The organism is Rhodococcus triatomae (assembly GCF_014217785.1).
Taxonomy (GTDB): Bacteria; Actinomycetota; Actinomycetes; order Mycobacteriales; family Mycobacteriaceae; genus Rhodococcus_F; species Rhodococcus_F triatomae.
In genome coordinates this window covers 3,096,455-3,118,576 of record NZ_CP048814.1, presented here as the reverse complement: position 1 = coordinate 3,118,576, position 22,122 = coordinate 3,096,455, and the positions used below count along the sequence as shown (strand labels likewise).

Genomic DNA, 22,122 nt, shown 5'->3' with positions numbered 1-22,122 from the left:
ACGGGCGGTGATCGGCAGCCTCGATGAGCTGCCGATCACCGCCCGTTCGCGGTGGTGTCCTTCGTTACGTGCCGACGATCAGTACAGCCGATGCCCCGGCCCGGGTCGGCACAGCCGATGCCCAGGCCCGGGTCAGTGCTCGCCGATGACCCCGCACGCCACGCGCGGGCCGGCATCGCCGGTCGCCAACGTCTCCTCGTCGGGGGCCGGTGCGTACCGGGTGGGGATGTTGCCGAAGTTGTCCGCGTCGGCGTGCACCATGAGCGAGGTGCCGTCGCCCGCCTGCAGATCCTCCAGCGTGAAGCTGTCGGTCACGGTCACCAGCTCGCCGGAGCCGTCCGCGAGCACCTGGATCGACGTGAGGTCGCCGGACGACGGATGGCCCGTGTGGCCCTCGGCCTGGAAGTGTCCGCCCGCGGAGAGGAACGCACCCGGGTCGCCACCGGCCGGTGGCGCCGACTGCGGCTCGCACTCGCCGACCTGGTGGACGTGGACGCCGTGGAATCCGGGTTCGAGACCCGTCACGGTCAGCGCCACGCGCACACCGCCGTCGACGGCGGCGAAGGTCGCCGTGCCCACCTCGGCGCCGGAGGGATCGACCAGATCCGCGGTCAGCGACTCGGACGAGGCGCCGTGGCCGGCGGACCCGTGCCCGTCACCCGCCGCACCGTGTGCGTCCGGATCCGCTGCACCGGTCCACACCGGTGGGGTGGTGCCGGGAGTGTCCGACGCCTCCTCGCTGTTGCTGCATGCGGTCAGACCGAGCGCGGCGACAGCCACCACGGGGGTGACTACGCGCCAGGACATCCGACGGGTGGAACTCGAGGCCATCAAACCGCTCCTTTGGGGTGGCGAAGAAGGTGCATCGATCATAAACGTGGACGTTTCGGGCTCCCGACCCGCGTCGGTCGCCCGTCCGTCAGTCGGCCGTGACGATCACGACCACACCGGGCGACGAACTGGAGATCCCGGCGAACCGAGGCTTGGCGGGAACGCCGAGCTCGTCGGCGATCTGCTCGGCGGCCTGCCTCTCCGCCGCCGAGTTCCCGTAGTACACGGCGGTTTCCGCGATCGTGCCGTCGCTGTAGTTGCCGGTCTCGGCAACCGTCCAGCCCGCGGTGATCAATTCCTGGGCGGTCTGCGCCGCCAAACCCGTCACCGCACTGTTGTTGAAGACACGAACCGGCACCTCGGCGGTGAGCGAACCGTTCGCCGCGGTGGCCGTCATGGTCGGTGTGGTGGTCGTGGCGGCCGCGGCATCGCTGTCGGCATCCGGTTCCGCCGCCCCCGCCCCCGCGGCAGCAGGAGGCGGCGCGGCGGCCGGGGCATCGGTGGTGGTGGTCGTGGTTTCCGTCGCGGGTGCGGCATCACCGGATCCCGACGAGCCGAGGGAGGCGAAACCCAGACCGGCGAACACCACCGCAAGCGAGATCAACAGCATCGCGAATGCGCGCAGCGGTGGTCCTGAGGACGCGGATTTCGGGTTGCTCACCCTGCCGACCCTATCGACTCGCCTCGCCGCGGACGAGTCCACTCGTCCGAATCGCCGCCGCGATCATCCGCTGTCGCCGCCATGACCGGGCGCACTCAGGTGACGTCGAATCCCAGGCGCCGGGCCGCGCGTGCCTTCTGCCGGGACGCCCGCAGCCTGCGCAGTCGCTTGACGAGCATGGGGTCGGCGGCAAGCGCCTCGGGGCGATCCACCAGCGCGTTGAGGACCTGGTAGTAGCGGGTCGCCGACATGTCGAAGAGTTCCTTGATCGCCTCTTCCTTCGCGCCCGCGTACTTCCACCACTGGCGTTCGAAGGTGAGGATGTCGTGTTCGCGGCGCGTCAGTCCGTCGTCTCCCGGGTCGTGGATACCCAGGTCCGACGCTGTCGAGTTGTCGTTGTCACCGGACTGGTTCCGACTACGCGCTGCTGCGCCGTCCATCTCACTCCTCGACTTGCTCATCTCGCCCGACTTCAGCGAAACCACGTTCCCCCCGAACCCAGGCGGCTCGTGACCGGCCGTCTGGCGAATTACACGCATGTTCTTCCGAAGTATTGAACCACGAGGAGCCCCGGGGCGGGATTCGACACGCGAGGGACCGGGCCGATGGCGCCTCGGGCCAGTTCCGTCGCTGCTCGAGTGCCCCACTATTGTCTGTGGCCATGGCGATTCTCCCGATCCGGATCATCGGCGACCCCGTCCTGCACCAGCCCACCGAAACGGTGACGCAGTCTCCGGCCGAGCTCGCGGACCTCATCCGCGACATGTACGAGACGATGGACGCAGCCAACGGAGTCGGCCTGGCCGCCAACCAGGTGGGAGTCCCGCTGCGTCTGTTCGTCTACGACTGCCCCGACGTCGACGAGAGCGGGAAGGCCGTGCGCCGCCGTGGCGAGATCGTCAACCCGGTGCTCGAGACCTCGGAGATTCCGCAGACGATGCCGGACCCCGACGAGGACTTCGAGGGTTGCCTGTCGGTTCCGGGCGAACAGTTCCCGACCGGCCGGGCCGAGTGGGCCAAGGTCACGGGCACCGACGCCGAGGGCACACCGATCGAGATCGAGGGCCGCGGATTCTTCGCTCGAATGCTGCAGCACGAGACCGGCCATCTGGACGGATTCCTGTATGTCGACGTCCTCGTCGGCCGCAACGCGCGCGCAGCCAAGAAGGCGATCAAGCGGTCCGGCTGGGGCGTGCCCGGGCTGAGCTGGGTTCCCGGCACGGTCGAGGACCCGTTCGGCCACGACGAGGACGACTGACCGCGCGCCGGTGACGGTACCCACGGACATCCCCCTCGGCACCCGGGTCGTGGTGCGCCATCGTCTGCCGCCCGGCTACAGCCACCCGATGACCGACGTCATCGGGGTTCTCGAGGCCCACGAGCCGGTCACCGTGCGCACCGCCGACGACCGCACCGTGCAGATCGCCGCCGACCGGATCGTCGCGGTGAAGGCGCTCGGTGCCCGGCCCGTACGCACCGGCGAGATCCGCTCGCTCGAGGTGGCGGCCGCACTCGGATGGCCCGGTGTCGAATCCGCGTGGATCGGTGGATGGCTCGCCCGGTTCGGGCACGGCATCACCGGCCGCGCGAACTCGGCGGCCCCACTGGGGATGCCCGGCGAGCTGGCCCCGTTCGAGGAGGTCGCCGACGAGTTGCGCGCCTGGTACTCCGTGCGCGGACAACCTCTGCGGCTGCTGTTGCCCGATCGGCTCACGTCGGGGTCGCTTCCCCGGCCCCGGGACACCGACCCGGTGTCCGTACTCGCCGCGGACATCGGCGACCTCGTGCTCCCCACCGGTCCGGCGGTCTCCCGGGTCGCGGCGGAGCCGGATTCCGAGTGGCTCGCCCGTTACCCGTTCCGGACCGGGCGCAGGTCCGCGGAGATCCAGGTCCTGAGTGCGATTCGCGGTGGTGAGCTGGGTTTCGCCCGGATCGGCAACGCCGGCGCGCCCCCGATCGCGATCGGACGCGCCGCGATCACCCGGGCCCCCGACGGGAGGGTCTGGGTCGGCCTGTCGTGCGTGGAGGTCGCCGCCGAGCATCGCCGGCACGGTGTCGGCTCCCTGGTGTGCGCCGAGATGATCGCCTGGGGCCGCGAGCGCGGGGCCACCCACACGTATCTCCAGGTCACCGACGACAATGCCCCCGCGCTCGCGATGTACCGGAAGCTCGGGCTGGTCGAGCACCATCGTTACCGATACGCGGTCCCGGTCGCCGCCGACGGGCGCGGCGACGTCGAGTGAGTGCCCGTCGACCGTGACTCGCGGGCACCGACGGCACGCTCCTTCTCCCGGATCCGCGGACATACTCCGAGCCGTGCTCCCGAACCTTCGAGAGCACGGCCGACACAACGTCCGCGGATCTCGAACCTTCGCCCTTGCGGCCCGGTGAGGGTGTCGGACGAGACCGCTAGGGTGGCACCGTGCGCATCGCTACCTGGAACGTCAATTCCGTCCGTGCCCGAACCGACCGGATCGTCGACTGGCTGCAACGCACCGGTACCGACGTACTCGCCATGCAGGAAACCAAGTGCAAGGACGAGCAGTTCCCGTACGCCCGGTTCGAGGAACTCGGCTACCAGGTGGCCCACGTCGGCATCAGCCAGTGGAACGGTGTGGCCATCGCCTCACGCGTCGGCCTCGACGACGTGCAGATCGGGTTCGAGAACCAGCCCGGCTTCCACAAGGACCCCGAGGTGGCACCCGTACAGGAGGCACGCGCGATCGGGGCCACCTGCAACGGTGTACGGATCTGGAGCCTGTACGTGCCCAACGGCCGCGAGCTCGAGGATCCGCACTATCGGTACAAGCTCGACTGGCTCGCCACGCTCCGGGACGACGCGAGTCGGTGGCTGACGCAGAACCCTGACCAGCAGATCGCGCTGGTCGGAGACTGGAACGTCGCTCCCCACGACGAGGACGTCTGGGATCCGGCGTTCTTCGAAGGCAAGACCCACACGTCGCAGCCCGAACGGGACGCCTTCCAGGCGTTCCTCGACACGGGCTTCACCGACGTGGTCCGGCCGCATGCTCCCGGCCCCGGGGTCTATACCTACTGGGACTACACGCAGTTGCGCTTCCCGAAGAAGCAGGGCATGCGCATCGATTTCGTCCTGGGCTCACCCACCCTCACCGGCCGGGTGGACAAGGCCCACATCGACCGGGACGAACGCAAGGGCAAGGGCGCCAGCGACCACGCCCCCGTGGTCGTCGACCTCGGCGAGTAGCCGGTCCCGCACTCGTGTGACAGAGGAACGTCCCCTGATGCCCGGGCATCAGGGGACGTTCCTCGTTCGGGTACCGGCGTGATCAGTCGACCGCGACCGGCGCTCCGTTGTGCTCCGGCACCTCGTCCGACCCGGGCTCCGGCGCCGCGTCGTTCGTCGGCACCTCCCGCACGCCGTTGAGCATCCCGACCACGTCGACCCCGCTCGATTGCAGCGTCTCGATGACCCCCGCGATGACCTGGGGGCTGATCCCCAGCAGCGAGCCGACCCCACCCTGAGCACTGTCGCTGCCGCCGATGATGGAGATCCGATCGATCTCACCGACCGGCTTCGCCGCCGCCGAGGTCGCGTCGACCAGCGCCTTGAGCACGTCCGGCAACATCAGCAGGCGAGCCGCTTCGGCGCTGTAGGAGTTGAGTGCGTCGGCGACCTGCCGCTTACCGACGGCCTCCGCCTCGAGCCGGGCGCGCAGGCCGTCGGCCTCCGCCTCCTGCTCGGCGCGCAGCGCATCGGCCGCGACCTTGCGGCCGTCCGCCTCGGCGGCGAGCTTGGCGCGCAGGCCGTCCGCATCCGCCTCCTGCTCGGCACGAACCGCGTCGGCGACGAGCTTGCGCGAATCCGCCTGAGCCGCACCGGACTGCCTGGCGGCCTCGGCCTGCGCCTCGGCGCGCAGGATGGCGGCGCGCCGCTCACCCTCCGCGCGGGCGATGGCGGCCTGGCGTTCGGCCTCCGCGGGTGCGATGACGTCCGCCTGCAATGCCGCCTCGGACTCCTGGGCGCGACGACGTTCCACCTCGGTGCGGGCTTCGACCCGAGCGGCCTCGGCCTGCTCGCGGGCGATACCGACCGCCTTCTCCGCGGTGGCCTGCGCCAGCGGCCCGGCCTGGTCCGCCTCGGCGTTCTCCGCCTCGGTCTGCGCCCGCAGCCGGGCGAACTCGACGTCGCGGCGCTGGTTCGCGGCCGCGATCGCGGTGTCGGCCTCGGCCTGCGCCACCGAACCGGCCTGGCGGGCCTTCGCGGACTGGATCTGGGAATCCCGCTCGGCCTCGGCGGTGCCGATGGCGGCGTCGCGCTTGACCTCGGCGATACGGCGCTGGCCGAGCGATTCGAGGTAGCCGTTGAAGTCGGAGATCCCGGCGATCTTGAGGACATCGACCTCCATGCCGATCCGCCCCAGGTCGCCACCGGCCTCGTCGACGACGCTGCGGGCCAGCGAATCACGGTTGGAGTTGAGGTCCTCGACGGTCATCGTCGCCGTGATTCCGCGGAGCGAACCCGCGAGGATCTCGTTGATCTGCCGCTGCAGTTCGTCGAGATCCGAGGTGAGGAATCGCTGGACCGCGGTCTGGACGGCCTCGTCGGCGGAGCCGATCCGTACCAGTCCGACGGCCTCGACATTGACCGGGACGCCGTCGTTGGAGAGGGCGTTCTTGAGGTTGATGCTCACGTTGAACGGCTCGAGCGACATGATGTCGACGCGTTCGATACCGGGGATCTTGAACCGGGCACCACCGCGCACCACCTTGGGTTTGCCGCGACCGGTGAACACGGCCACCTCGTTGGGTGGGACCTTGATGTAGTTCTTCACGTAGATCGCCGGCAGCGCCACGAAGACGACAATGGCGATCACGACCGCGATGAGTACGGCCATCATCTGGAGAGTTCTCCCTCAGTTGGCGTCGTCGATTGCGACGACGTGGAGATACTGATCGTCCACATCGGCGATGTAGACGGTGGTGGCGGGTGTGAGTGCAACCGGTTCGTCACTGACGGCCCGGCCCAGCACCCGGTTTCCTTCGGGATCGACGAACGACACCTCGCCCCAGCCACCCGGCTCGACGGCGAGGGTCACGGTACCGATCGACCCGATGTAGGAGGTACGACCGATGTGCGAGTTCGCCTGCTGCCGAAGTAGATACGGCAACAAGAGCCCGCGGGTGCCGACGACGAGAACGATCGCCAGCCCGACGGCCAGCAGCGTGGCGGCAACCGTTCCCAGTCCGGCCCAGGTTCCGGCGACGCCGCCGGCACCGAAGCCGAAGAGCCCGGTCGCGACGACCGTGAGACTCAGGAAGGGGAGGCCGTCGACGTCGGCACCGAGATCCGCCAGCTCACCGACGAGGAACGCCCCGAGCAGGGCGACCATGCCGACTACCAGACAGATGACGAACGCGATATCCATGCAGCCCCCACACGATCACCCCGGCCCCACGCCGGGGTTCCTGGGGAACCTTAGCACCGTCCGCGTCGGACCGGACGTTTGCTGCACATTAACTATGCGAACTAGGCGCGCGTCATCCGTCGACGAGGTCGCCGTACTCCGGACGGAGCGACAGGAAGCGCTGCACGTACGTACACACGGGCCGGATCAGGAGGCCACGGTCACGGATGTCGTCGAGGGCCTGCGCGACGAGCACGGCGGCGAATCCACGGCCGCCGAACTCCTCCTTGACGACGGTGTGCATCAGCGCGAGGACGGTGCCCGGTGCCGCGACAGCTCCGGGCATGGCGGCCTCGTCGCGGTAGCCGAGGATGCCCACGAGTTCGCCGCCGAGCCACAGGTCGAACCGATCATGGTCGGGATCGTTGCGCACGGACAGCTCCGCGGTCGGGGCGGCACCGACCGGCCGTTCATCGACTCGTGTGTGATCCGAATCACTCATGTCACCAGTATCCACGAATCCTCGGGATGCGAAAGGGAATGGAAGATGCCCTGCGCTACGCCGCCGTGGACACGTCACCGAACTCGGCGTGCTCGGCGAGGTAGCGCCGGACATGGGTGCACACCGGTCGCACCAGCCAGCGGTAGCTGCGTGCCCGCTCGAGCGCCGCCGCCACGAGGACCGGCTCGAATCCCAGGCCGCAGTACTCGTCCGCGACGATCGTGTGCAGGAACGAGACGGTGACCCGGTCCCAGTCCGGGACCACCCCCTCCTCGGATTCGATGTCCTCGTTCTCGAAGTAGCCGAGGATCCCCACGAGCTCGCCACCTCGCCACCATTCGAATCGATCGTGGTCGGCGTTGTCGGTCACCTCTGCGAATGCGGTACCTGTCACTGGAGCCTCCCGAACGGGGTGCGGGCCCGGCCACGTCGTCGAACCCGATTCACGGCACCTCCCCTGTCTACCCGGCGCACGTGTCACGCGTCGTTCGCTCAGATCACCGTGAAGAAAACTTCCGCTACTGTTCACAGAACCGAACGATGCAGAACCACACACGGGTGCTCGCACCAGCGGGCTGAGAGGACGGCTGGGGCCGTCGACCGTAGAACCTGTCCGGGTAATGCCGGCGTAGGGAGAGAGTTGATGGACACCGCCGCACCCCGATCCGACCGGCCGTCGCCGGTAGGGTCCGAATCCGTGACCCTGCTTCCCCTGGCCCCCTCCGGGCAGACTCCCGTACGCGCACTCACCATTGCCGGCACCGACTCCGGCGGCGGCGCCGGGATCCAGGCCGACAGCCGGACGATGGCGATGTGCGGCGTCCACGCCTGTGTGGCGGTCGCGGCCGTCACCGTGCAGAACTCGGTCGGTGTCAGCGGATTCCACGAGATCCCGCCGCAGATCGTCGCCGACCAGGTGCGATCCGTCGTCGGCGACATCGGCGTCACGGCCGCCAAGACCGGCATGCTCGCCTCCACCGCGATCATCGAGGCCGTCGCGGCGGTGTGCACCGAGGTGGGGATCGGGCGCGATCAGCCCGTGCCGCTCGTCGTCGACCCGGTGTGTGCGTCCATGCACGGCGATCCGCTCCTGCACGAGGAAGCGCTCGACGCGGTGCGGAACACGCTCATTCCCGTCGCCACCGTCGTCACCCCGAACCTGGACGAGGTTCGGCTGATCACCGGCATCGACGTCGTCGACGACGCCACCGCCCGCCGGGCGGCCGAATCCCTCCACGCGCTGGGTGCACGGTGGTCCGTGGTCAAGGGCGGCCACCTGCGTTCGTCCTCGGTGAGTACCGACCTGCTCTTCGACGGGGACCGGTTCCTCGAGTTCACCGCCCCACGGATCGACACGGGCAACGACCACGGTGGCGGCGACACCCTGGCCGCAGCCGTCGCGTGTGCTCTGGCACACGGGTACTCGGTGCCGGACGCGTTCGAGTTCGCCAAGGAGTGGGTGACCCGCTGCCTCGAAGCGGCGTACGACCTCGGGGCCGGTCACGGCCCGGTGTCGCCGCTGTGGCGGCTCCGGGTGAGCTGACCGACGAATCGATCAGGCGCGACGCACGCGCCAGATCCCCAGCTCCGGGGGGACCCCGTTGGGAGGTGACCCGAACAGGGGTCTGCGCCACGGGCGGGCGACCAGACCGAGTCGCTCGAGGGTTCCCTCGTACAGGCCGTCGAGCGCGGACGCCGACGCGACGACGTTACCGTCGGCGCCGAGTTCCATCATCCGTGCCGCGATGGTGACGTCGACGCCGATCCAGTCGGCACCGACCTTGCGCGGCACCCCGGTGTGTATGCCGACCCGCATCCTCGGGCAGTAACCGTCCACCTCGACGTCGGCGAGTGCGTCGCGGGCCTCGAAGACCGCCTCGAGCGCGCGATCGGGGCTCGGGAACACTGCCATGACCCCGTCACCGAGGCGTTTGACGACGTGACCCCCGCGAGCCCGGAACGGGGTTTCGACGGCCCGGGCCACGTCCTTGAGCAGTGCGAGCGTCGCCGCATCACCCGCGGGAAGGGACCAGGTGGAGAAGCCGACCAGGTCGGTGAACACGATGGTGACGTCACTGGTCCCCCGGCCCCGCCCGACCCGCTCGAGCACCGCCTGCCACACCTGCAACGCGCCCAGGCTCACCTCGCGGGACGCTCCCGGCTGATCGTCGAGGAACCGATCCGCCACGCGCGCGAGCGCTCGCGCGCTGCCCGGGCCCGCCGTGGACAGCGGATCGCCGAAGGACGGGTCACCCGGCAGCGTGTGCCGCAGCTTGCGCAACCCGGAGACCAGGGACGGGTGGCGATTGACCTCGCCGATGCGTTCCAGTGCCTTCGCGGCGGCACGCACCTCCGCCGCGGACTCGGCACCGTCCGCACCGTCGAACTCGCGGCCCGAGGTGTCCGCTTCCGGGCCGTCCTGGTCACTCACATCCATGAGCGTAACCGAGCGTCACATCCACCTTCGGCTACTCGCCCGCGCGGGCCTGCGTGCGGGCCTCGCCCGTGGGCACCCCGTTCGGCCCGTCCAGTGTCGACGCGTACGTCCCCACCGCGAACCCGACCGCGGCGGCGTGCTGGGCGAGCGCGGTGCGGTCCACGTTCGCGAGCGTGTCGTCCGGGGTGTGGTAGTTGCGGTCGAAGTTCACCTCCGCCTCGCCACCCCACTTCTCTGCTTGCGCGGGCGTCTTGACGTCGTCCGCGCCGCTGAACACGCCCCCGGAGGGAATCTGCTGGGCAACGAACGGGCCGTAGTCCGAGCGGCCGTCGAAATCGGTTCCGTCCGCCGCGATCCCACTGTTCCCGAGGAACTCGACGAAGGTGCGTTCGATCCCGGCCGACCCCTCCGGCCCGGGACCGGCCCCCACCTGGTCCGAGTCGTCGCCGTCGTAGGCGAGGTAGCCGGCATTCTCGGACCCGAGCATGTCGAAGTTCAGGTACAGGGCGATGTCCTCGAGTTCCTCGGGGCTCAGGCCCGCCACGTAGGTCTCCGAACCGATCAGCCCCAACTCCTCCGCGCCCCAGAAGGCGAAGCGCACGGCATTGGTCACGTTCGGCTCGGCCCCGAGTTGCACGGCGGTCTCGAGCACCGCCGCGACGCCGGTGCCGTTGTCGTTGATACCCGGACCCTCCACCACCGAATCCAGGTGTGCGCCGACCACGACCACGTCGTCGGTGGACCCGGTGCGGGTCTGGGCCAGGACGTTGCGTGAGGTCGAGGACTCGGTCACGGTGTCGAGCACCAGCGTCACCTCACCCGGGGCGGCGCGCAGTGCGGCGCCGTCGGCCTGGCTGATGCCGCCGGTCGGGACCTTTCCCGCCTCGGGCTCACCGAGAGTGCCCCCGGTGAGCGCTCCCTCCTCGTTGTTGGCCACCAGCACCGCTGCGGCGCCGCGCTCGGCGGCGATCTCCTGTTTGGCGGTGAACGGGCACACACCACGGTCGACGAGGACGACGGCACCGGCGACGTCGAGGCCGTCGTAATCCGTTGCCTCGCAGCCCGGTGTCTCGTCCACAGGCGCCGGAACCACCCGTGCGGTGATGCCCTCGGCGCCGGTCGACGGCGAGTACGCGAGGGCACGCACTTCCAGATCGCTGCCCGCGGAGCTCAGCGTCTCGGCGGAGACGTCGAAGGAATGGAAGTCGAATTCCGGTGTCTCGACGTCGAACCCGTGATCGCGCAGCACGTCGGCCACGTAGTCGACGCTGGCGTCGTAACCGCTGGTTCCGGCGGCGCGGTTGCCGTCGTGCTCGCCCGCGATGTCCTCGAGCTCCTGCAGGTGAGCGACGAGGGCGTCCTCGGTGATCGACTCGGACAACACGGCGGCGTTCACGGGTTCCGGTGGGGTGTCGGGCTCGGAGGAGTCGTCGGACGAGCACCCGGCCAGGACCAGCACTCCGGCCGCCACCAGGGCGAGGGAACCGCGTGTCCCTCTCGCCCGCGAAGAAGACGTCATCCGCGATGAAGATCCCCGAAGTCGCATCCGCCGAGACTAACCCAGTCGATCGGGGTCCTCGACGTGAAACGCGCACGGACTTCCGGGCCGTACCCGGCCCCGGCACACGACAACGGGCCGACACGGATGGAGTCCGTGTCGGCCCGTGGCCGGTCGTCTCGGTGGAGATCCCGACGATGCTCCCCTGGTACGAGACGAAGTTCGCGATCAGGCGTCGCGCTTGTTCACCACGTAGAGCGAGGCCGCGAACACCACCGCGACGAAAGCGGTGAAGTACACCAGGCTGCCCCACGGTCCCCAGTGGAAGTCCACGTTCTGGGTGACCCCCAGGAACTGGTTGGCGTTGGTGAACGGCAGGAACGGCATCACGTTGCGGCCGAACGAACCGAACAGGTTGAACAGGCTCTCGATCAGCAGCGGCCACAGCAGCAGCAGCGCGATCGCCCCGGCCGACTGACGGAGCAGCGCGCCGACGGCCACGGCGAGCACGACGCACAGCAGCGCGAAGATCGGCACGCTGTAGATGACCCGCCAGTCGTCGGAGGTCGACAGGGTGAGGCCCGCCCCGGCGGTCTCCCCCGCGGTCGCCTTGCCGATGGCGTAGGCACCGAAGGTGAGGACGAGGGACAGGATCGCGCCGAAGACGCCGACCAGCGCGGCCTTGGCGATCAGCACCGACGAGCGGTTCGGAATCGCCTGGAACGTGGTGCGGATGACCCCGAACCGGTACTCGCTGGTCACGGTCAGTGCCGCGAGGATCATCAGCACCAGCACGCCGAATCCGGAGACCCCGCCGACCACGTCGGCGAGCGTGGGGATGAACGGCTCGAAGTCCGGCGTCTGCCCGGCCGCGATCTCGTTCTCGAAGGCGTTGACCGTCGCCTTGGCGCTGAGGCCGATGACGGCGGCCAGGCCCAGGCCCAGCGCGACCACGATGGCGGTGCACCACCACGGTGAGCGAGTCGTGGTGATCTTGATCCGCTCTGCATCCAGTACGGCCATCACAGCGCACCCCTCATCACGTCGTCGAGTCCTTCTGCGTGGTACTGCACGTCGTCGCCGGTCAGCTTCATGAACGCGTCCTCGAGCGATCCCCGCTGGGAAGCCAGCTCGTGCAGCACGATGCCCTGGGCTCCGGCGATGTCGCCGATGGCGTCGGTGGTCGAGTCGAGCACGACCAGCCCCGGCAGCCCGTCGGAGCCGTCCTCGCGGACCGTGAGGCCCTGCGAGGTGAGCGCGCTACGGAGCGCGTCCAGCTGTGGGCTGCGGACCCGTACCGTCGACTCCGACGACTTGGCGACGAAGTCCGCCACCGTCGTGTCCGCGATGAGACGTCCGCGGCCGATCACCACGAGATGCTCTGCCGTCAGTGCCATCTCGGACAGCAGGTGGCTGGAGACCAGCACCGTGCGCCCCTCGGCGGCGAGCCGCTGCATGAACTTGCGGATCCAGACGATGCCTTCCGGGTCGAGACCGTTGACCGGCTCGTCGAAGAGCAGGATCTTCGGATCACCGAGGAGCGTCGCCGCCAGGCCGAGTCGCTGCGACATGCCCAGGGAGAACCCTCCGGCCTTCTTGCCCGCGACCTCGGTGAGGCCCACCAGGTGCAGCACCTCGTCCACCCGCGACTTCGGGATGGAGTTCGATGCCGCCATCCACTGCAGGTGGGCTCGCGCCGAGCGATTGGGGTGCACCCATTTCGCGTCGAGCAACGCGCCGACGGTCCGCAGCGGCTGCTTCAGCTCACCGTACGGTTTGCCGTCGACGAGCGCCGTTCCCGACGTGGGGCGGTCGAGCCCCAGGATCATCCTCATCGTCGTCGATTTGCCGGCCCCGTTCGGTCCGAGGAAACCGGTGACCATGCCGGGTTGCACGGTGAACGTGAGATCGTCCACCGCCTTCGTTGCCCCGAAGGTCTTGGTCAGTCCCTTCACTTCGATCATGTATCGAGGATCCCGCACCGGCGGCAGCACGCACATCGGCCCGCGGTCTATTTCCTCGTCATCCTCTGGTACGACGCCCACCCCGACGGCAGCTCCGGGTTCCCCCCTACCTGCCCGCACTCTCCTGCCGTCCGCCCCAGCCGCTGGCACGATGTCACACCGGTTCGATCCAACGAAACCCGTGTCACATCGTGCCGAACGCGGGAAGAGAAGCGCGGGGAGGGATCAGGACGACGCCTGGGCCCAGAAACGCTTGGGGATCCGGCCTGCGCGCCGGGCCTGGTAGCCCGCGATCACCGCGTGCCGCATCGCGGCGGCCATGAGCGCCGGGTTCCTGGCGCGGGTGACCGCGGTGGCCAGCAGCACCGCGTCGCAACCGAGTTCCATCGCGAGGGTGGCATCGCTCGCGGTACCGATGCCGGCGTCGAGGATCACCGGGACGGACGCCCCTTCCACGATCATCTCGATGTTGTGCGGGTTGGCGATCCCGAGCCCGGTACCGATCGGTGAGCCGAGCGGCATGACGGCGACGCAGCCGACGTCCTCGAGCCTCCGGGCGAGGACCGGATCGTCCGTCGTGTACGGCAGGACGACGAACCCGTCGTCGACGAGTTGTTCTGCTGCGGAGACGAGTTCGATCGCATCGGGCAACAGGGTGCGCTCGTCCGCGATGACCTCGAGCTTCACCCAATCGGTCTCGAGCGCTTCACGTGCGAGCTGGGCGGTGAGAACCGCCTCGGCGGCGCCGCGACAGCCCGCGGTGTTCGGCAGTGGCGCGATGTCCAGCCGGCGCAACAGGTCGAGGACGCCCGTCCCTCCGGCGGCGTCGACGCGACGCATCGCCACGGTGGTCAGTTCCGTCTCCGAGGCGACCAACGCCTCCTCGAGTACCGCGAGATTGGCCGCCCCGCCGGTGCCCGTGATGAGCCGCGAGCCGAACTCGCGACCGGCGATGACCAGCGGATCGGCTGCCGTGACATCGGCGAGAACCTGGTCAGCCACCCTGCACCGCCGTGAGGATCTCGATCTCCGAGCCGCGTCGCACCGGCTCGTCCCAGCGGGTACGCGGGAACACGGCGCCGTCAACGGCGACGGCGATGCCCTTCGTGGGCAACGACAGCTGTTCGAGCAGCTGCGACATCGTCACCGGGACGGGAAACTCGTGGTCCTCGCCGTTGACGGTGACTCCGATCGGGACCGCGGTCTGCGGTTCACTCATGACTGACCTCACTAGCTCGTCGATATTCGGACCGGGTGCTTCTCAGGATCCGGCGAATCGGCCCGGATCCGCCGCCCGGGTGTCCTCGAGATCCGATCCTTCCAGCAGCGCCACCACGGCATCCGCGGTGACCGGGGTGAGCAGGATGCCGTTGCGGCCGTGCCCGGTGGCCACGATCACCTTCTCCGACAGCCTGCCGATCAGGGGCAGGTTGTCCGGAGTCGCCGGCCGCAGGCCCGCAGTGGCCTCGTGCAGCTCGTACTCGCCGATCGCGGGCATGAGGGCCTCGGCGTCGGCGACGAGGTCCCGGATCCCGGCGACCGTGACCTGGGTGTCCGCGGCCTCGTACTGTGTGGCGCCGACGACGATGCCGTCCGCGCGCGGTACCAGGTAGGACGGCCGGCCGTGCACCGTGCCACGAATGGTGCGTCCGGGCGGCGGGGTGGCTCCCGGCCGCGTCCGCAACCTCAGGATCTCGCCCTTGACCGGGCGGACGGGCAGGCCCGGCCACAGTTTCGGCGACGACGTCCCGGCGGCGAGCACCACCTGATCCGCGTCGAGTGCTCCGAGATCGTGCACCGGCCCGTCGGCGAACTCGACACCGGCGGTGACGGCGGTACGGCGCAGTGCCTCGACGAGCAACCGGTTGTCGACGGCGCGCTCCGATTCGGCGAGCAGACCCAGGCGCACCGCGCGACCGAGGCTCGGCTCGAGCTCGCGTACCTCGGCCCGGTTCAGCACGCGCATTTCGCGTCCCTGCTCCCCCACCCACTCGGCAATCGTGCGCAGGTCCTCGGCATCGGCCGAGTCGAGGGCGACCGTGAGCGAGCTGGACGAGGTGAACAGCTCGAGGCCGGTCTCCGATTCGAGGGTGCCGCCGAAGTCGCTCCAGCGGTCCAGCGAGGCGACACCGAGAGCGAGGACGTCCTGCTCACCCGGCCAGCCTTCCGAGAGCGGCGCGAGCATGCCGCCGGCCACCCACGAGGCACCCGAGGCGAAATGGGGATCGTGCAGGCGGACCCGCCAGCCGCGGCGAGCAGCCTGCCAGGCGATCGCCGTTCCGATGACACCACCGCCGACGACGGCCACCGAACGGGACACGAGAACCACCTCCACTTCCTGCGCCGGCATGATCCGGGTCAGGTCAGACGGTCGGGCGCGGCGCGCGCCCCTCTCAGCCCCACGAACCCGGGACTCCCGTGTTGCACTTTCACCCTAGAGGCTACCGTCATGCCGTGACTTCGACGCATCACCGCAGCCTGGACGACCGTCGGCGCCGACTCGGGGCAGCCCGGCTGTACCTGTGCACCGACGCGCGCCGGGACACCGGGGACCTGGCCCAGTTCGCGGAGGCCGCTCTCTCCGGCGGCGTGGACATCATCCAACTCCGGGACAAGGGTTCGCGTGGCGAGCGGGAGCTGGGGCCGATGGAGGCCAAGGACGAGCTGATCGCACTGTCGATCCTGTCGGCGGCCGCCCGCAGGCACGGGGCGCTGCTGGCGGTCAACGACCGCGCCGACATGGCCCTGGCCGCCGGGGCCGACGTCCTGCATCTCGGCCAGGGAGACCTGCCGGTGCCGTATGCGCGCACCGTCCTCGGCCCGGACGTGCTCATCGGCCGTTCCACCCACAGCCGCGCCCAGGCCAGCCTGGCCGCCATCGAGGACGGCGTCGACTACTTCTGCACCGGGCCGGTGTGGGCCACCCCGACGAAACCCGGACGCACCGCCGCGGGCCTCGATCTGGTGAAGTCCACGGCCGACGCGGATCCGGCGCGTCCGTGGTTCGCGATCGGCGGCGTCGATCTCGACCGGCTGCCCGAGGTCCTCGACGCCGGCGCGACGCGCGTCGTCGTCGTCCGCGCGATCACCGAGGCGCGCGATCCGCAGGCCGCGGCGCGCACGTTCGCCGACGCCCTCCGCCCCCGTGGGTGAAAGGGCCATTCGACCGGTCTGACGAGGCGAAGGGCACCTTCACCCAGGGAGGGGCGGGAGTGGGTCAGCTCATCCGAGCGGTGGGGGCGTCAGCGTGACGACGGACGCCGGGAGTCGTTCGAGGAGCGCGCCGTCGGCGCTCAGCACCGCCGTCAGGGCTCCGTCCCGAGACGGGGTGACCGCGCCGAACGTCCCCTCCCCCAGCGCGCTGGAGCGGGCGATCTCCGAGATCCACCCGAACGCACCGTCCGGGAGTGCCACGATCCGCGGTACCCGGGCCGGGACGTCGGCGGCGATGCTGTCCCCGTCGACGAGCAACCGCACCGGCCGGGTCTGCAGCCGTAGCCAGCCGTCCGCGAATCCCGGGTGCAACGGCATGGCCGCGACCTCGGCCTCGCGGACCCACCGGAGCTCGGTGCTCTCTCCGTTGGGAACGGTGTCCAGGAGCGAGTAGGTCTCGGCGAGAACGGTGGTGTAACTCCATCCACCCGGCACCCGCATCGTCACCACCTCGGCGCGGACGTCGACGGACGCCGGATCGATTCCGGCCTCCTCGTGGGCTTCCCGGACCGCGGCGTGGGCGGTGCTCTCGTGGGAGTCGCGGGCACCGCCGGGCAGAGCCCACGTCCCACCCTGGTGGCTCCACGCCGCCCGATGCTGCAGCAGGACGGCAGGTGTCCCGTCGTCCAGTGGCGCCCGCAGGAGCAGTCCCGCGGCCCCGTGCCGGCCCCAGTGACGACGTCCGTCGGGGCTGGTTGCCCAGCCGTCACCGTCACCGCGCATCGACTACCCCTGTCCGGACCGAACGGTCGTGTCGGGATCGGACCCACCGCCCGAATCTCACCGCTCGGATCTCTCTCTCAGTCCTTGGTTCCCTCACACTAGCGTTTCCGGCGGAAATCTCGATCCGTCCGGACGGCGCAGGCAAGGCACGAATCGCCCGGCGCGACGGTTGCTGCTTGTATGTTGCTCACACACGGGATGAGAGCGAGGGTGGGACGTGGTGACGCGGGAGATACCGTCGACGCAGCCACACGGCGTGCGCGGTATCGACGCGTCCCGTTCCGCCGAGCCCGGCTCCAGCCCCTCCGATCCGGGTCGCCGGGCGGAGGTACGCGAGTTCGTGCGCTCCACCCCGGCCCGCCTCACCGCGACGGGGATCGTCCTGCTGCTGCTCACCCTGACCTCGGGGATCGTCACGGTCGCGACCGTCAACGGGCGGGAGGCCACGCTGCAGACCCTGCTGGCCGAGACGGAACCCCTCGCCAATTCTGCCCAGAACCTCTACAGCGCGCTGTCCGTCGCGGACGCGTCGGCGACGACGGCGTTCATCTCGCGGGGCCTCGAGCCGGAGGAGGTCCGGGACCGGTACCTGCGTGCCGTCGCCGTCGCCTCCGCGGAACTGGTGTACGCCACGGCGGGGCTGGCCTCGACCGATGTCGACAACGCCCGCCTGCTGGCGTCGATCTCGTCGGGGTTGACCACCTACACCGGGCTGGTCGAGACGGCCCGAGCCAACAACCGAGCGGGAAATCCGGTGGGATCGGCCTATCTCGGCGAGGCGTCGACACTGCTGCAGACGACGGTGCTGCCGATGGCACAGGAGCTGCACGCGAACCAGGAACGCCGGGTCGCAGACACCCAGCGGTCCTATTCACGCCCACCCTGGCCGGCCTTCGCCGTCCTGCTGGTGACGGTGCTCGCGCTGGTCGCGAGCCAGATGGCGATGACCCGGCACAGCAGACGGACGTTGAATCCGGGATTGATGGTCGCCTCGGCGTCCGCGGTCGTCCTGCTCGCGTGGCTGATGGTGGCGGGCCTGTTCTCCTCCCTGGACACCGGTCGCGCCCTGACCCGGGGCGCGACGCCGTTGCACGAGCTGACCGACGCCCGGATCACCGCGCAACAGGTGCGTGCGGAGGAGACGTTGAAGCTGGTGCGCAGGGAGGGTGACGCACCGTACGACGAGGCGTACCGGGAGAAGTCGGCACACCTGACGGAGGTGCTCTCGGCGTATCCACCGAGTGATTCGGTGACCGTCGCGCGGGCCGAGGTCGAACGCGCCCTCCTCGCGTGGCGCGACTGGGCGGGCGCCCACGAACGAATGGATTCCCTCCTCGACGCCGGCGACTATCCCGCTGCCGCGGCGATCGCGGTGGGCAACGGGCCGACGGACGCGCCCGCGCGGTTCGAGGAGGTCGACGACGCACTCACCGACGGGATCGTCGGCGCCCGGCAGACGTTGCGGAGCCACATCGCCGCGGCGTCGAACGTCCTCACGGCTCTGGCGGAGGGCGCGGTGGTACTCACCGTCATCGGACTGGCCGGCATCGTGGCCGGGTTCTGGCCGCGGCTGCGGGAGTACCGATGAACGCCCGGGCACTCCTCGCGCTGGGCGCGGTGGTACTGATGACACTCACCGGGTGCGCCACCGCTCAGCCGTCGGTCGCCACCCTCGAGGACGGCGAAAATCCTTACACCGCACCGCCATTGCCGAACGGCGCGGAGTTCGCGACTCCGCTGCCTCCGGTGACCGATCCGGAACCGGACTGCGGTGACCCGACCGCGAGTCTGCGGCCCGACCCCGCCGGACCGATGCCGACGGTCGACGCCATCCGGGCCCGCGGGCACCTGGTGGTAGGTCTCGACACCGGCAGCAATCTCATGAGTTTCCGGGATCCGTCCACGGGCACCGTCCAGGGTTTCGACGTGGACATCGCGCGAGAGGTGGCGCGTGACCTGTTCGGCGACCCGAACCGCCTCGATTTCAAGATCCTCACCTCCGCGGACCGACTGCGTGCACTGGAGGAAGGATCGGTGGACATCGTCGCCAAGACCATGACGATCACGTGCGAGCGTCGGCAGACGGTCGAGTTCTCGAGCCAGTACTTCGTGGCACACCAACGGGTTCTGGTCGTCGGCGGGTCCGGTGTGGACGGTGTCGACGACCTCGGCGGACGCACCGTGTGCGTCGCACGGGGAACCACCTCGCTGACCCGCCTGCAGGAGTTGCTCCCCGATGCCCGCATCCTCACCGTTCCGATGTGGTCCGACTGCCTGGTGGTTCTGCAGCAGCACCAGGTCGATGCGGTGAGTACCGACGACACCATCCTGGCCGGACTGGCGTCCCAGGACCCGTATCTGGAAATCGTCGGCGACAGCCTCGGCATCGAGCCGTACGGAATCGGAATCCCCCCGGCCGCCACCGATCTCGTCCGGTTCGTCAACGGGACTCTCGAACGGATTCGCCGGGACGGCACCTGGACGCGGCTCTACGACACCTGGCTGACGACGCTCGGGCCCGCACCGGCCCCGCCGGCAGCCACCTATCGGGACTGAGGCAGCAGTGACGGATCCGAACACTCCCGAACGGGATCGGGGCGACGACGAGACCACCCGTCGCGCCGCGCCGCCCGACGAGGAGACCACCCGCCGCACCGCACCGCCGGCGCCGGACGAGGCACCCGACGACCTCCCGGACACCGCTGCCGTGCAACGTTCGGAGCCCTCGCGCGGCTCGCGAACCGGCAACTCCGGTACCGGGCGGTCGGTGCGCTCGCGGCTGAGCCGCTCCGGCGGCCGGATGCGGCTCGGCGGCGGGCTCGTCGAGGTCCCCGCCGTCCGCACCGTCGACCCGGCGGCTGCGGTCATGGCCGACCCGCAGGTTCCGGAGCGAAAGCGCTTCTGCTGGAAATGCACCCGCCCCGTCGGTCGCAAGAGCGCCTCCACCCGGTCCGCCGAGTACGGGCAGTGCCCGCACTGCGGCGCCACGTTCGACTTCCGCCCGCTCCTGCGCCGCGGCGACCTGGTGGCCGGACAGTACGAGGTGCAGGGCTGCATCGCCTACGGCGGACTGGGCTGGATCTACCTGGCGATCGACCACAACGTCAGCGATCGTTGGGTGGTACTCAAGGGACTGCTGCATTTCGGCGACGCCGAGGCACAGGCGGTCGCGGTCGCGGAACGGCAATTCCTCGCCGAGGTCGCCCACCCGAACATCGTGAAGATCTACAACTTCGTCGAGCACCCTCGCCCGGACGGAACCCCGATGGGCTACATCGTGATGGAGTACGTGGGCGGGACGTCACTGCGGGACGTGTTGTCCGCGCAGCCGGACGACCACCGCCTGCCTGTCGACCAGGCGATCGGATACGTCCTCGAGATCCTCCCGGCGCTCGGGTATCTGCACTCGATCGGACTGGTCTACAACGATCTCAAGCCCGAGAACGTCATGGTCACCGAGGATTCGCTCGAACTCATCGATCTCGGTGCGGTCGCGGGCATCGAGGACTACGGGTACCTCTACGGGACACCGGGTTATCAGGCACCCGAGATCATCAAGACCGGGCCCACACCGGCGACGGACATCTATACGGTCGGGCGCACGCTCGCCGTTCTCACGCTCGACATGCCGGTGGACAAGGGCAAGCTGCGCAGCGGCCTGCCGACCCCGGAGGAAGCTCCTCTGCTCGCCGAGCACGAGTTCTTCCACCGCCTGCTGCTCCGGGCGACCGACCCGGACCCGAAGCAGCGCTTCGAATCCGCCGAGGAGATGGCAGGGCAGGCCACGGGCGTGCTCCGGGAGATCGTGGCCGGACGCACCGGCCGGGAGCGTCCGGGGCTGTCCACCGTGTTCAGCCGTCCGCGCAACACGTTCGGGACGGACGAGCTCGTCGAGCAGACCGACGTCTACGTCGACGGTCGTGTCCGCGACCCCACCCTCGATCCGCGCTCGGTGGCCCAGGGCCTCCCCGTCCTGCTCGTCGATCCGGGAGACCCGCACGCGCGTCTGCTCGCGGCCACCGTGCAGGCCGAACCCCGACAGACCCTGGACTCCATCGCGCACGCCCGCGAGAGCGGAATCGAGCGCCAGTCCGGCGAAGGACGCGTCGCACTGTCGCGCGAACTCACGTTCGCGGAGGTGGTCGCCCACCTCGATCTGGGAGACCCGGAGACCGCCCGGAATCTGCTCGACCGTCTGGAACGGGACATCGGAAGTCATTGGCGCATCGACTGGTACGCCGGCCTGACGATGCTCACGGAGGCCCAGTACGAGCCGGCCTTCTCCCACTTCGAGGCGGCCCTCACCGCCGCGCCCGGCGAGGCGGCACCGAAACTGGCACTCGCCGTGACGGCGGACCTGATCGTCCAGCACTGGGACAGCAGCGACCAGCGACAGTGGCGGGACTTCGCCGAACGGTACTACCGGACGGTGTGGTTGACCGACCACGGCATGGTGAGCGCGGCCTTCGGGCTCGCGCGCCAGTTGACCGCACGAAGCGACCTCGACGGTGCGGTCACCGTCCTCGACCAGGTACCGGCGAGCTCGCGGCACTACAGCATGGCCCGGATGACGGCGGTGCTCACCCGGCTCTCCGGGGCGCTGGTCGACCTCGACGAGGCCGCGATGCGGGAATCGGCGCGGCGGGTGAGCCTGCTCGCCGCCGAGGAGAGTCGTGCACTACAGATGCGCACCCTCGTACTCGGGACCGCCCTGGACTGGATGCGCTGCGGGAACCGGCCGTCCGACGACAGCCCCATCCTGGGCGTGCCGTTCACCGAGGAGGGCCTGCGCCGGGGCGTCGAGAAGTGTCTGCGGGCCCTCGCCCGTGGCGCCCAGGAGCGCACCCACCGGTATGCCCTGGTGGACATGGCCAACGCGATCCGGCCCCGCAGCCTGTTCTGACCG

23 protein-coding genes and 2 riboswitches are annotated in these 22,122 nt (G+C 69.8%); of the genes, 8 read left to right on the top strand and 15 right to left on the bottom strand.

Going from position 1 to position 22,122, the window contains the following annotated elements; translation table 11 throughout:
• Positions 1-132 precede the first annotated feature (132 nt).
• The 3 genes from sodC to napA form a co-directional block, all read right to left on the bottom strand.
• Positions 133-831: a superoxide dismutase[Cu-Zn] gene (gene sodC, locus G4H71_RS14755; RefSeq protein WP_072739000.1), complete on the bottom strand. Its 699-nt coding sequence runs from the start codon at positions 829-831 to the stop codon at positions 133-135.
• A gap of 88 nt (positions 832-919) precedes the next feature.
• Complete coding sequence (locus G4H71_RS14750; protein WP_072738999.1) at positions 920-1,492, bottom strand: LytR C-terminal domain-containing protein; 573 nt, start codon at positions 1,490-1,492, stop codon at positions 920-922.
• 95 nt (positions 1,493-1,587) lie between these two features.
• Positions 1,588-1,932 carry a nucleoid-associated protein NapA gene (gene napA, locus G4H71_RS14745; protein WP_072738998.1) on the bottom strand — a complete coding sequence of 115 codons (345 nt, stop codon included), beginning with the start codon at positions 1,930-1,932 and terminating at the stop codon, positions 1,588-1,590.
• Between the two features lie 221 nt (positions 1,933-2,153).
• Between napA and G4H71_RS14740 the strand changes: the two genes are divergently transcribed.
• The 3 genes from G4H71_RS14740 to G4H71_RS14730 all read left to right on the top strand — a co-directional run bounded on the left by G4H71_RS14740 (position 2,154) and on the right by G4H71_RS14730 (position 4,718).
• Complete coding sequence (locus tag G4H71_RS14740) at positions 2,154-2,750, top strand: peptide deformylase (protein ID WP_072738997.1); 597 nt, start codon at positions 2,154-2,156, stop codon at positions 2,748-2,750.
• A 10-nt stretch (positions 2,751-2,760) separates the two neighbouring features.
• Positions 2,761-3,735: an N-acetylglutamate synthase, CG3035 family gene (locus G4H71_RS14735; protein WP_072738996.1), complete on the top strand. Its 975-nt coding sequence runs from the start codon at positions 2,761-2,763 to the stop codon at positions 3,733-3,735.
• A 179-nt stretch (positions 3,736-3,914) separates the two neighbouring features.
• Entirely contained in the window at positions 3,915-4,718 is an 804-nt protein-coding gene (locus G4H71_RS14730; protein ID WP_072738995.1) for an exodeoxyribonuclease III, read from the top strand.
• Positions 4,719-4,800: 82 nt separating this feature from the next.
• Here the strand turns inward: G4H71_RS14730 and G4H71_RS14725 are convergent, their stop codons facing one another.
• The 4 genes from G4H71_RS14725 to G4H71_RS14710 all read right to left on the bottom strand — a co-directional run bounded on the left by G4H71_RS14725 (position 4,801) and on the right by G4H71_RS14710 (position 7,775).
• Positions 4,801-6,372 (bottom strand): flotillin family protein, encoded by a 1,572-nt coding sequence (locus tag G4H71_RS14725; protein WP_072738994.1) that lies wholly within the window; start codon positions 6,370-6,372, stop codon positions 4,801-4,803.
• A gap of 15 nt (positions 6,373-6,387) precedes the next feature.
• Positions 6,388-6,900 (bottom strand): NfeD family protein, encoded by a 513-nt coding sequence (locus G4H71_RS14720; RefSeq protein ID WP_072738993.1) that lies wholly within the window; start codon positions 6,898-6,900, stop codon positions 6,388-6,390.
• Between the two features lie 112 nt (positions 6,901-7,012).
• Entirely contained in the window at positions 7,013-7,381 is a 369-nt protein-coding gene (locus G4H71_RS14715; RefSeq protein WP_072738992.1) for a GNAT family N-acetyltransferase, read from the bottom strand.
• A gap of 55 nt (positions 7,382-7,436) precedes the next feature.
• Positions 7,437-7,775: a GNAT family N-acetyltransferase gene (locus G4H71_RS14710; RefSeq protein ID WP_072738991.1), complete on the bottom strand. Its 339-nt coding sequence runs from the start codon at positions 7,773-7,775 to the stop codon at positions 7,437-7,439.
• Positions 7,776-7,925: 150 nt separating this feature from the next.
• Positions 7,926-8,033: riboswitch (TPP riboswitch) on the top strand.
• Between the two features lie 45 nt (positions 8,034-8,078).
• Here G4H71_RS14710 and thiD point away from each other — a divergent pair.
• Positions 8,079-8,924, top strand: a complete 846-nt coding sequence (thiD, locus tag G4H71_RS14705) for a bifunctional hydroxymethylpyrimidine kinase/phosphomethylpyrimidine kinase (RefSeq protein WP_072739041.1) — start codon at positions 8,079-8,081, stop codon at positions 8,922-8,924.
• Positions 8,925-8,936: 12 nt separating this feature from the next.
• Here the strand turns inward: thiD and G4H71_RS14700 are convergent, their stop codons facing one another.
• The 7 genes from G4H71_RS14700 to thiO all read right to left on the bottom strand — a co-directional run bounded on the left by G4H71_RS14700 (position 8,937) and on the right by thiO (position 15,600).
• Entirely contained in the window at positions 8,937-9,818 is an 882-nt protein-coding gene (locus G4H71_RS14700) for an adenylate/guanylate cyclase domain-containing protein (protein WP_083343209.1), read from the bottom strand.
• Between the two features lie 31 nt (positions 9,819-9,849).
• On the bottom strand, positions 9,850-11,337 hold the full coding sequence (locus tag G4H71_RS14695) for a M20/M25/M40 family metallo-hydrolase (protein ID WP_072738990.1): 1,488 nt from the start codon (positions 11,335-11,337) through the stop codon (positions 9,850-9,852).
• Positions 11,338-11,544: 207 nt separating this feature from the next.
• Positions 11,545-12,339 carry an ABC transporter permease gene (locus G4H71_RS14690; protein ID WP_072738989.1) on the bottom strand — a complete coding sequence of 265 codons (795 nt, stop codon included), beginning with the start codon at positions 12,337-12,339 and terminating at the stop codon, positions 11,545-11,547.
• Entirely contained in the window at positions 12,339-13,280 is a 942-nt protein-coding gene (locus G4H71_RS14685) for an ABC transporter ATP-binding protein (RefSeq protein ID WP_072739039.1), read from the bottom strand. Before G4H71_RS14685 ends, G4H71_RS14690 begins: the two co-directional genes overlap by 1 nt.
• A gap of 225 nt (positions 13,281-13,505) precedes the next feature.
• Positions 13,506-14,282 (bottom strand): thiazole synthase, encoded by a 777-nt coding sequence (locus tag G4H71_RS14680; protein ID WP_072738988.1) that lies wholly within the window; start codon positions 14,280-14,282, stop codon positions 13,506-13,508.
• Complete coding sequence (gene thiS, locus G4H71_RS14675; protein WP_072738987.1) at positions 14,275-14,499, bottom strand: sulfur carrier protein ThiS; 225 nt, start codon at positions 14,497-14,499, stop codon at positions 14,275-14,277. Before thiS ends, G4H71_RS14680 begins: the two co-directional genes overlap by 8 nt.
• A 42-nt stretch (positions 14,500-14,541) precedes the next feature.
• A complete protein-coding gene (gene thiO / locus G4H71_RS14670; protein ID WP_072739038.1) occupies positions 14,542-15,600 on the bottom strand; it encodes a glycine oxidase ThiO in 1,059 nt (352 codons plus the stop codon).
• Positions 15,599-15,710: riboswitch (TPP riboswitch) on the bottom strand. Its footprint overlaps the gene before it by 2 nt.
• Positions 15,711-15,734: 24 nt before the next feature.
• Between thiO and thiE the strand changes: the two genes are divergently transcribed.
• Positions 15,735-16,433, top strand: coding sequence for a thiamine phosphate synthase (gene thiE, locus G4H71_RS14665; RefSeq protein ID WP_072738986.1), 699 nt, complete (start codon positions 15,735-15,737; stop codon positions 16,431-16,433).
• A 69-nt stretch (positions 16,434-16,502) separates the two neighbouring features.
• Here the strand turns inward: thiE and G4H71_RS14660 are convergent, their stop codons facing one another.
• Complete coding sequence (locus tag G4H71_RS14660) at positions 16,503-17,216, bottom strand: NUDIX hydrolase (RefSeq protein ID WP_072738985.1); 714 nt, start codon at positions 17,214-17,216, stop codon at positions 16,503-16,505.
• 220 nt (positions 17,217-17,436) lie between these two features.
• Here G4H71_RS14660 and G4H71_RS14655 point away from each other — a divergent pair, with 220 nt between their 5' ends.
• From G4H71_RS14655 to G4H71_RS14645, 3 genes are read left to right on the top strand one after another with little or no spacing between them, the layout of a single operon-like run.
• Entirely contained in the window at positions 17,437-18,804 is a 1,368-nt protein-coding gene (locus G4H71_RS14655; RefSeq protein ID WP_246442133.1) for a GlnX family signal transduction membrane protein, read from the top strand.
• Complete coding sequence (locus tag G4H71_RS14650) at positions 18,801-19,772, top strand: glutamate ABC transporter substrate-binding protein (protein WP_072738983.1); 972 nt, start codon at positions 18,801-18,803, stop codon at positions 19,770-19,772. Before G4H71_RS14655 ends, G4H71_RS14650 begins: the two co-directional genes overlap by 4 nt.
• A 7-nt stretch (positions 19,773-19,779) precedes the next feature.
• Positions 19,780-22,119: a serine/threonine-protein kinase gene (locus tag G4H71_RS14645; RefSeq protein ID WP_072738982.1), complete on the top strand. Its 2,340-nt coding sequence runs from the start codon at positions 19,780-19,782 to the stop codon at positions 22,117-22,119.
• Positions 22,120-22,122 lie beyond the last annotated feature (3 nt).